This window comes from Kitasatospora sp. NPDC057198, from assembly GCF_042670125.1.
Taxonomy (GTDB): Bacteria; Actinomycetota; Actinomycetes; order Streptomycetales; family Streptomycetaceae; genus Kitasatospora.
This window is the reverse complement of the sequence record NZ_JBHUWH010000298.1, coordinates 1-9,973: the sequence shown is the minus strand read 5'-3', so window position 1 is coordinate 9,973 and position 9,973 is coordinate 1. Positions and strand designations below refer to the sequence as shown.

Annotated in this window: 6 protein-coding genes; all 6 read right to left on the bottom strand. The window is 70.9% G+C overall.

All coding sequences use genetic code 11. From position 1 onward, the window contains the following. Positions 1–28: 28 nt before the first annotated feature. Positions 29–2,626, bottom strand: coding sequence for a DNA gyrase subunit A (gene gyrA / locus ACFUEL_RS27345; RefSeq protein WP_380239425.1), 2,598 nt, complete (start codon positions 2,624–2,626; stop codon positions 29–31). Between the two features lie 37 nt (positions 2,627–2,663). Beyond that, positions 2,664–4,658, bottom strand: coding sequence for a DNA topoisomerase (ATP-hydrolyzing) subunit B (gene gyrB / locus ACFUEL_RS27340; protein WP_380239424.1), 1,995 nt, complete (start codon positions 4,656–4,658; stop codon positions 2,664–2,666). A gap of 272 nt (positions 4,659–4,930) precedes the next feature. Then, entirely contained in the window at positions 4,931–5,443 is a 513-nt protein-coding gene (locus ACFUEL_RS27335) for a DciA family protein (protein WP_344549813.1), read from the bottom strand. Between the two features lie 76 nt (positions 5,444–5,519). Then, entirely contained in the window at positions 5,520–6,656 is a 1,137-nt protein-coding gene (recF, locus tag ACFUEL_RS27330) for a DNA replication/repair protein RecF (protein ID WP_380239423.1), read from the bottom strand. Between the two features lie 36 nt (positions 6,657–6,692). Next, positions 6,693–7,568, bottom strand: a complete 876-nt coding sequence (gene gnd, locus ACFUEL_RS27325) for a phosphogluconate dehydrogenase (NAD(+)-dependent, decarboxylating) (protein WP_380239422.1) — start codon at positions 7,566–7,568, stop codon at positions 6,693–6,695. Positions 7,569–7,711: 143 nt separating this feature from the next. Beyond that, a complete protein-coding gene (gene dnaN / locus ACFUEL_RS27320) occupies positions 7,712–8,842 on the bottom strand; it encodes a DNA polymerase III subunit beta (RefSeq protein ID WP_380239421.1) in 1,131 nt (376 codons plus the stop codon). Positions 8,843–9,973 lie beyond the last annotated feature (1,131 nt).

Here is a 9,973-nt window from a genome sequence, read left to right as displayed (position 1 = left end):
GGCGGGCACCGCGGGGCGCGTCCGTGCGTCAGCCCTGGTCGGGCGTGCCGGCCGCGTCCTGCTCGGTGGTGGCCGCGGACTCCGTCTCCTCGACGGCTTCGTCCGCGCCCTCCTCCTCGTCGGCCTCCGCGTTGCGGGCCATGCCCACCACCGCGTCGCGCTTCCCGAGGTTGATCAGTTGGACGCCCATGGTGTCACGTCCGGTTTCACGTACTTCGGAAACCCTGGTCCGGATCACGCCGCCGGACAGCGTGATGGCCATGATCTCGTCGCTCTCCTCGACCACCAGGGCGCCGACCAGCGAGCCCCGGCCCTCGACGATCTTCGCCGCCTTGATACCGAAACCACCGCGTCCCTGGACACGGTACTCGTCAACCGAGGTCCGCTTGGCGTACCCGCCGTCGGTGGCGGTGAAGACGTAGGTGCCGGGCCGCACCACGTTCATCGAGAGCAGTTCGTCGTCCTCGCGGAAGGACATGCCCTTCACCCCGGAGGTGGCCCGGCTCATCGGGCGCAGCGCCTCGTCGGTGGCCTTGAAGCGGATCGACTGGGCCTTCCTGGAGATCAGCAGCAGGTCGTCGTCGGCGGAGACCAGCTCGGCGCCGATCAGCTCGTCGTCCCGGCCCTCCTCGTCCTGCCGGAGGTTGATCGCGATCAGGCCGCCGGAGCGGGGCGAGTCGTAGTCCTTGAGCAGGGACTTCTTGACCAGGCCGCCGCGGGTGGCGAGGACCAGGTACGGCTTGTCCTCGTAGGTGCGCACGGCCATCACCTGGGTGATGTGCTCCTCCGGCTGGAAGGCCAGCAGGTTTGCGACGTGCTGGCCGCGGGCGTCGCGGCCGGCGTCGGGGAGCTCGTAGCCCTTGGCGCGGTAGACCCGGCCCTTGTTGGTGAAGAACAGGATCCAGTTGTGGGTGGTGGTCACGAAGAAGTGGTCGACGATGTCGTCCTGCTTCAGCTGCGCGCCGCGCACGCCCTTGCCGCCGCGCTTCTGCGAGCGGTAGAGGTCGGAGCGGGTGCGCTTGACGTAGCCGCCGCGGGTGATGGTGACCACGATGTCCTCCTCGGCGATGAGGTCCTCGATGGAGAGGTCGCCGTCGGAGGGGATCAGGGTGGAGCGCCGCTCGTCGCCGTACTTCTCGACGATCGCGGTGAGCTCCTCGGAGACGATCTCGCGCTGCCGGGAGGGCGAGGCGAGGATCGCGTTGTACTCGTTGATCTTGGCCTGGAGCTCGTCGTGCTCGCTGAGGATGCGGGCGCTCTCCAGGGCGGCCAGCCGGCGCAGCTGCATCTCGAGGATGGCGTTGGCCTGCAGCTCGTCGATGGCGAGCAGCTGCATCAGGCCGGTGCGGGCGGCGTCGGCGCTCTCCGAGGCGCGGATCAGGGCGATCACGGCGTCGATCTGGTCGAGCGCCTTGAGCAGGGCGCGCAGGATGTGCGCGCGCTCCTCGGCCTTGCGCAGCCGGAAGGTGGTCCGGCGGACGATGACCTCGATCTGGTGGGCGACCCAGTGCCGGATGAAGGCGTCCAGCGAGAGGGTGCGCGGCACGCCGTCGACCAGGGCGAGCATGTTGGCGCCGAAGTTGGTCTGCAGGTCGGTGTGCTTGTACAGGTTGTTGAGCACGACCTTGGCGACCGCGTCCCGCTTGAGCACGATCACCAGGCGCTGGCCGGTGCGCGAGGAGGACTCGTCGCGGACGTCGGCGATGCCGGCGATCCGGCCGTCCTTGACCAGGTCGGCGATCTTGAGGGCGAGGTTGTCCGGGTTGACCTGGTACGGCAGTTCGGTGATCACCAGGCACTGGCGGCCCTGGATCTCCTCGACCTCGACCACCGCGCGCATGGTGATCGAGCCGCGCCCGGTGCGGTAGGCGTCCTCGATGCCGCGGCGGCCGACGATCAGCGCACCGGTCGGGAAGTCGGGGGCCTTGATCCGCTCGATCAGGGCTTCCAGCAGCTCCTCGTTGGACGCCTCGGGGTGCTCCAGCGCCCAGAGCGCGCCGGAGGCGACCTCGCGCAGGTTGTGCGGCGGGATGTTGGTGGCCATGCCGACCGCGATGCCGGTGGCGCCGTTGATCAGCAGGTTGGGGATCCGCGAGGGCAGGACGGTCGGCTCCTGCTGCCGGCCGTCGTAGTTGGCGGCGAAGTCGACGGTCTCCTCGTCGATGTCGCGCATCATCTCCATCGCCAGCGGCATCATCTTGCACTCGGTGTAGCGCATCGCCGCGGCCGGGTCGTTGCCCGGGGAGCCGAAGTTGCCGTTGCCGTCGACCAGCGGCATCCGCATCGACCAGGTCTGGGCGAGGCGGACCAGGGTGTCGTAGATCGAGGTGTCGCCGTGCGGGTGGTAGTTGCCCATCACGTCGCCGACCACGCGGGCGCACTTGTAGTAGCCCTTCTCGGGCCGGTAGCCGCCGTCGTACATCGCGTAGAGCACGCGCCGGTGCACCGGCTTGAGGCCGTCGCGGACCTCGGGCAGGGCGCGCGAGACGATGACGCTCATCGCGTAGTCGAGGTAGGAGCGCTGCATCTCGGTCTCGAGCTCGATGAGCTCGACCCGGTTGCCGCTCTGGATGGGGGTGGTGTCCTCGGGCTGCTCGCCGCCGTCCGGACGGTTGTCGTCGACCACTGGTGGTCAGTTTCCTTTCAACGATCCTGGGCGGACGTCAGACGTCCAGGAAGCGGACGTCCTTGGCGTTGCGCTGGATGAAGGACCGGCGGGCCTCGACGTCCTCGCCCATCAGGACGGAGAACAGGTCGTCGGCGCGGGCGGCGTCCTCCAGGGTGACCTGGAGCAGCAGGCGGTGCGCGGTGTCCATGGTGGTGACGCGCAGCTCCTCGGCGTTCATCTCGCCGAGGCCCTTGAAGCGCTGGATCGCGTCGTCCTTCGGGAGCCGGCGGCCGGCCTCGACGCCGGCCGCGATCAGCGCGTCGCGCTCGCGGTCGGAGTAGGCGTACTCGAACTCGTCCCGGCCCCACTTGATCTTGTACAGCGGGGGCATCGCCAGGTAGACGTAGCCGGCCTCGACCAGCGGGCGCATGAAGCGGAACAGCAGGGTCAGCAGCAGCGTCCGGATGTGCTGTCCGTCGACGTCGGCGTCGGCCATCAGCACGATCTTGTGGTACCGGAGCTTGTCGGCGTCGTAGTCCTCCTGGATGCCGCAGCCGAAGGCCGAGATCAGCGCCTGGACCTCGGTGTTCTGCAGCACCTTGTCGATCCGGGCCTTCTCGACGTTCAGGATCTTGCCGCGGATCGGGAGGATCGCCTGGGTGCGCGGGTCGCGGCCCTGCTTGGCGGAGCCGCCGGCCGAGTCGCCCTCGACGATGAAGATCTCGCACTCGGCCGGGTCCTTGGACTGGCAGTCCGAGAGCTTGCCGGGCAGCGAGGCCGACTCCAGCAGGCCCTTGCGCCGGGTCAGGTCGCGGGCCTTGCGGGCGGCGACCCGGGCGCTGGCGGCCTGGATGGACTTGCGGACGATGTCCGCGGCCTCGTTCGGGTTGCGGTCCAGCCAGTCGGCCAGGTGCTCGTTGACCACCTTCTGGACGAAGGTCTTGGCCTCGGTGTTGCCCAGCTTGTCCTTGGTCTGGCCCTCGAACTGCGGCTCGCCGAGCTTGACCGAGATGATCGCGGTCAGGCCCTCGCGGATGTCCTCGCCGGAGAGGTTGTCGTCCTTCTCGCGGAGCAGCTTCTTGTCGCGCGCGTAGCGGTTCATCAGACCCGTCAGCGCGGCCCGGAAGCCCTCCTCGTGGGTGCCGCCGCCGTGGGTGTGGATGGTGTTGGCGAACGAGTACACGCCCTCGGTGTAGGACGAGTTCCACTGCATGGCGATCTCGGCGGAGATCGTCTTGTCCTTGTCCTCGGCCTCGAAGTCGATCACCGAGGGGTGGACCGGCTCGCCCTTGCGGGAGTTGAGGTGGGCCACGAAGTCCGCGATGCCGCCGTCGTACCGGTAGGTGACGGAGAGCGGCTCGCCCTCCTCGTCCAGGTGCTCGGGGCGCTCGTCGGTCAGCGCGATGGTCAGGCCCTTGTTGAGGAAGGCCATCTCCTGGAAGCGCCGGGAGAGCGTCTCGAACGAGTAGACGGTGGTCTCGAAGATGTCCGGGTCGGCCCAGAAGGTGACCGTGGTGCCGGTCTCCTCGGTCTCCTCGTGCCGCGCCAGCGGGGCGGTCGGGGCGCCGGACTTGTACTCCTGCGTCCAGCGGGCGCCGTCGGTGCGGATGTCCACCGCGAGGCGGGTGGAGAGCGCGTTCACCACCGAGATGCCGACGCCGTGCAGACCGCCGGAGACCGCGTAGCCGCCGCCGCCGAACTTGCCGCCCGCGTGCAGGACGGTCAGCACCACCTCGACGGCGGGCTTGTCCTGGCCCGGCATGATGCCGACCGGGATGCCTCGGCCGTTGTCCACCACCCGCACGCCGCCGTCGGCCAGGATCGTGACGCCGATGGTGTCGGCGTGGCCCGCCAGCGCCTCGTCGACGGAGTTGTCGACGATCTCGTAGACGAGGTGGTGCAGGCCGCGCTCACCGGTCGAGCCGATGTACATGCCCGGGCGCTTGCGGACGGCGTCGAGGCCCTCCAGCACCTGGATCGCGCTGGCGTCGTAGGCCGCCTTCTGGTCGGTCGGGTCTGGGGTCTGGCTGGGGTTGCCGGAATCGGCCACGAAGCGCCCTCTCTGGCACAGCGCGGGCCGCGCCCCTCCCCGCTTGCCCGGGAGGTGTGCGACCACGGCGTTTCGACTCTGTTGCTCCACGCAACGTTGTTTGCGCTTCAGTCTACCGGTACGACTGACAGAGAGGGGCGTTTGGCAGCCCCTGAAGGCAGATGTGCCGCCCTGAATCCCCTCGGGACGTGTCCCGATACTCGCCAGGGGGGCTCAGAGCGCCTGGCAGGGCTGCCAGCGATTCCGGAAGATCCCGGTCCGCCCCGTCCGGGTCAGCCCCAGGTGTCGCCCGGCCCCTTGCTCCCGGGCGCCCGCAGCCGCCCGTAGCCGCGCACCGGGGCGTCCGGCCCCAGCACCTTGATCACCCGGACCGTGCCGTGCCCCAGCTCGTGGTTCAGCCTGGCCACCAACTGGCGTGCCAGCAGGCGGAGTTGAGTCGCCCAGGCGGTGGAGTCGCACTGCACGGTGAGCACCGCCTCGTCCTCCGCGTAGGACTTCGGCTCGCAGTGCGCGGCGATGTCCGGACCGACGATCTGCGACCAGCGGCCCATCACGCCGCCGACCGCGGCCGGCGCCTCCCAGCCCCGCTCGGTGATCAGCCGGTTCAGCGCGGCCCCCAGCGGCACCGGGTCCCGGCCGTCCGCCCGGGCCCCGCTGCGCAGCCCGGTCCGCTTGGCCTCCCGCCGCTCGCGGACCTGCTCGCCGCGCTGCCTGGCCTGCTCCTTGGCGGCGCGCAGCGCGACCCGGGCCAGGTCCACGCCCGAAAGCTCCGGCTCCTGCGCCATCACGCTCCATCCCCAGGCTGTGGACGACTGCTCGGACGAGCCGCCCAGGGTACGCGGTTCCCGGGGCGCACGGGGCTCACGGGGTCAGCCGGTCCACCGTGCCGCCCGAGACGCCGTAGCGGGCGCCGTGCAGCGCCTTCGGCACGTCCTCGGCGACCGCGGCGGTGACCAGCACCTGCTCGCCGCCGGCCACCAGCTCGGCCAGCCGGTCCCGGCGCCGGGCGTCCAGCTCGGCGAACACGTCGTCCAGCACCAGCACCGGCTCCCCGCCCTCGGCGCGCAGCAGCTCGTACGAGGCCAGCCGCAGCGCCAGCGCGTACGACCAGGACTCGCCGTGGCTGGCGTAGCCCTTGGCGGGCAGCGGGCCCAGCCGCAGCAGCAGCTCGTCGCGGTGCGGGCCGACCAGGGTCAGGCCGCGCTCGACCTCCTGCTTGCGGGCGTTCTGCAGCGCCGCCAGCAGTTGCTGCTCGGCCTGCTCGCGGCTGGTGGGCAGCTCGCCCTCGAAGGAGGAGCGGTACTCCAGGACGGTCTCCCCGGCGCCCGGGGCGAGCTGCCGGTACGCCTCGGCGACCAGCGGCTGCAGGGCGGCCACCAGCTGGATCCGGAACGCGGTCAGCTCGGCGCCGGCCCGGGCCAGGTGGCCGTCCCAGACCTCCAGGGTGGCCAGGTCGGCGGACTTGCCGCCGCCCGCCCGGCGGGCCGCAGCGGCGGTCCGCAGCAGGGCGTTGCGCTGCTTGAGCACCCGCTCGTAGTCGGAGCGCACCCCGGCCAGCCGGGGGGCCCGGGCGGTCAGCAGCTCGTCCAGGAAGCGCCGCCGCTCGGCCGGGTCGCCCTTGACCAGGGCAAGGTCCTCGGGGGCGAACAGCACGGTGCGCAGCACGCCCAGCACGTCGCGCGGGCGGACGTTGTCGGAGCGGTTCAGCCGGGCCCGGTTGGCCTTGCCCGCGGTCAGCTCCAGCTCGACCAGGGTGGTGCGGCCGCCCTGGGCGACCACGCCGGCCCGGATCACCGCGCGCTCCGCGCCGAGCCGGATCAGCGGGGCGTCGGTGGCCACCCGGTGGCTGCCCAGGGTGGCGACGTAGCCGATGGCCTCGACCAGGTTGGTCTTGCCCTGGCCGTTGGGCCCGACGAACGCGGTGACGCCCGGGTCGAGCGGGACCTCGACCCGGGCGTAGGAACGGAAGTCGGCGAGCGACAGGTGCGCGACGTGCATGGCGGTGGACTGCGCTCGCCTTCTGTCCGGGGCCGCTTACTTGGACTCGACCGCGTGGCCGCCGAACTGGTTGCGCAGCGCGGCGATCATCTTCATCTGCGGGGAGTCCTCCTGGCGGGAGGCGAAGCGGGCGAACAGCGAGGCGGTGATCGCGGGCAGCGGCACCGCGTGGTCGATGGCGGCCTCGACCGTCCAGCGGCCCTCGCCGGAGTCGGCGGCCCAGCCCTTGAGCTTGGCCAGGTGCTCGTCGTCGTCCAGCGCCCGGACGGCGAGGTCGAGCAGCCAGGAGCGGATGACGGTGCCCTCCTGCCAGCTGCGGAACACCTCGCGCACGTCGGTGACCTCGGGGGCGGCCTCCAGCAGCTCCCAGCCCTCGGCGAACGCCTGCATCATCGCGTACTCGATGCCGTTGTGGACCATCTTGGCGAAGTGGCCGGCACCGACCTTGCCCGCGTGCACCGAGCCGAAGTCGCCCTCGGGCTTGAGCGCGTCGAAGACCGGCTGCACCTTGGCGACGTCGGCCGCCTCGCCGCCGTACATCAGCGCGTAGCCGTTCTCCAGGCCCCAGACGCCGCCGGAGACGCCGCAGTCGACGAAGCCGATGCCCTTCTCGGCGAGCAGCTCGGCGTGCTTGACGTCGTCCGTCCAGCGCGAGTTGCCGCCGTCGACCACCACGTCGCCGGGGGAGAGCAGCTCGGCCAGGTGCTCGACGGTCTCCTGGGTCGGGCCGCCGGCCGGGACCATCGCCCACACCACGCGGGGGGCCTCCAGCTTGGCGACCAGCTGCTCGATGCTGTCGACGTCGGCGAGGTCCGGGTTGCGGTCGTAGCCGATGACGGTGTGGCCGGCGCGGCGGATGCGCTCGCGCATGTTGCCGCCCATCTTGCCGAGACCGATGAGGCCGAGCTCCATGACAAGTCCTTCACTGTGGTGTCGTGCCTGATGGCGGCGCCGTTGCCGCACCCACTGAGCCTACGCCGACGCCGAGGGCGCGCCGGGCAGCCACAGGGGCGCGGAGGCTGACCGCCCCTCGCGCCCCTGGTGGTGACGGTCGGTCAGCCGGAGAGGCGGACCGGCATGATCAGGTACTGGTACGCCTCGTCCGGCTCCGCGTCGACCGCGGGCTTGCCGGTGAGCAGGGCCGGCTTGGTCGGGGTGGTGAAGCTCAGCTGCGCGTAGCCGGCGTCGATCGCCTTGAGCCCCTCCTCCAGGTAGCCGGGGTTGAAGGCGATCGAGATGTCGTCGCCCTCGAGGTCGGCGTCGATCCGCTCGGTGGCCTGCGCGTCGTCGCCGGAGCCGGCCTCCAGGGTGAGCACGCCCTGCTCGAAGTTCAGCCGGACCGGGGTGTTGCGCTCGGCCACCAGCGAGACGCGCTTGAGCGCCTCCAGGAAGGGCTGGGTCTGCACCGCGGCGACCGCCGAGAACTCGGTCGGGAAGATCGACCGGAACTTGGGGAACTCGCCCTCCAGCAGGCGGGTGGTCGTCCGCCGGCCGGCGCCCTCGAAGCCGATCAGGCCCTCGCCCGCGCCGCCGGTGGACAGCGCGATGGTGACCTGGTCGCCGCTGCCCAGCGACTTGGCGATGTCCTGCAGGGTCTTGGCGGGGACCAGCGCGACCGCGTTGATGTCGTCCTGCTCGGGCTTCCAGAGCAGCTCGCGGACGGCGAAGCGGTACCGGTCGGTGGCGGCCAGCGTGATGCCGCTGCCGTTGATCTCGACCCGGACGCCGGTGAGCACCGGCAGGGTGTCGTCGCGGCCGGCGGCGACCGCGGCCTGGCTGACCGCGGAGGCGAACACGTCGCCCGGGACGGTGCCGGTGGCGGTGGGCATCTGCGGCAGCGCCGGGTACTCGTCGACCGGGAGGGTCGGCAGGGTGAAGCGGGAGGTGCCGCAGACCACGCTGACCCGGGCGCCGTCGGTGGAGATCTCCACCGGCCGGTTCGGCAGGTTGCGCGAGATGTCGTTGAGCAGGCGGCCGGAGACCAGGACGGTGCCGACCTCCTCGACGTCCGCCTCCAGCTCGACCCGGGCCGACACCTCGTAGTCGAACCCGGAGAGCGCCAGGGTGCCCTCCTGCGCGGTCAGCAGCAGGCCGGCCAGCACCGGCACCGGCGGCCGCGCGGGGAGGCTGCGGGCAGCCCAGGCCACCGCCTCCGCGAGGACATCACGCTCCACCCGGAACTTCACCGGTAACCGCCTCCTGGCTGCTGTCGCCGCACGGCCGGCCGGTACCGCCCGCCGTGCTGTTGATCGTCTGACCCTCTTCGGCCTCCGGGAGGCGCCGGGCGGATCGACTCCGCCCCGTCCTTCTTCCGGTTGCCGAAGGACAGTCTGACGTACTCGGCTGACAGCCGGGGCAGATGGGCACAAGCGGGCCGAACAGATGTCGGGGCCCGGTTGTCCACAGATTCGGGCCACCCCCACTGTTGATCAAGCTCCGAGCTCTCTATGTGTAGCAGTAGTAGTAGGGCCTGTGGATACCGTGGATAACCCCGTTTTCGCAGCTCAGGGGCCGGATTTTGTCCACAGGACCTGTGGACGGCGGCTGTGGACAACCAGGCCCTCCTGTGGACGGCGGAGAGTAATCCACAGGGCACGCTGGGTATCCACAGGTTATCCACAGCTCTGTCCACAGAAATCCCCAGGTTTATCCACCGGCGCGGATCAACATCACGTGACGCCTTTCACACCCAGGGCTGATGGGGGAGTCGATGTTGCCGAACTGTGGACGCAGCTGTGGAAAACCTGGGGATAACTCACCCATTCCTGTGGACAGCCGGTGGATAACTCTGTGGACCGGCTGACGGGGCCTCAGTTCTCCACAGCCTGTGGATAACCGTTGTGCACAAGTCCACAGGTGGTTGACCTGCGCCGAAGAGCGTAGCCCCGATCGGCCTGTGGAGGAACCTCTGGATAACTCGGCTCCGTGCACCCTGTGGACGGGGACAACCCACCCGTTCCTGTGGAAAACCGGGGTGCGCACCCGAACCGTTCGATTGGCTGCGCAAACGTTCGGTGCGGACCGGGGGCCGCCGGAGGGCCCGCCGGGCGGTTTCCTGCCCCGCCGCGGGCCCTTCCACACCCCGCGGCCCCGCCCGGCCGGCCCCGACCGGCGCGATCCGGCCACCCGACCGGCCCGCCCCGCGTTCGATCGGCGGCCCCCTACTACGGGGTGCCCCGCGCGGTCCGCGGAAGGGGCGTCCGTGCACTCGGACGAGTGCTTTCCGCCGTGGGCCCGCCACTCGTCCGGGTAACGCTCCGGGCATGCGGAAGGGGAGTCGGGCCGCTGCGGCCCGACTCCCCTTGGATGCTTCAACT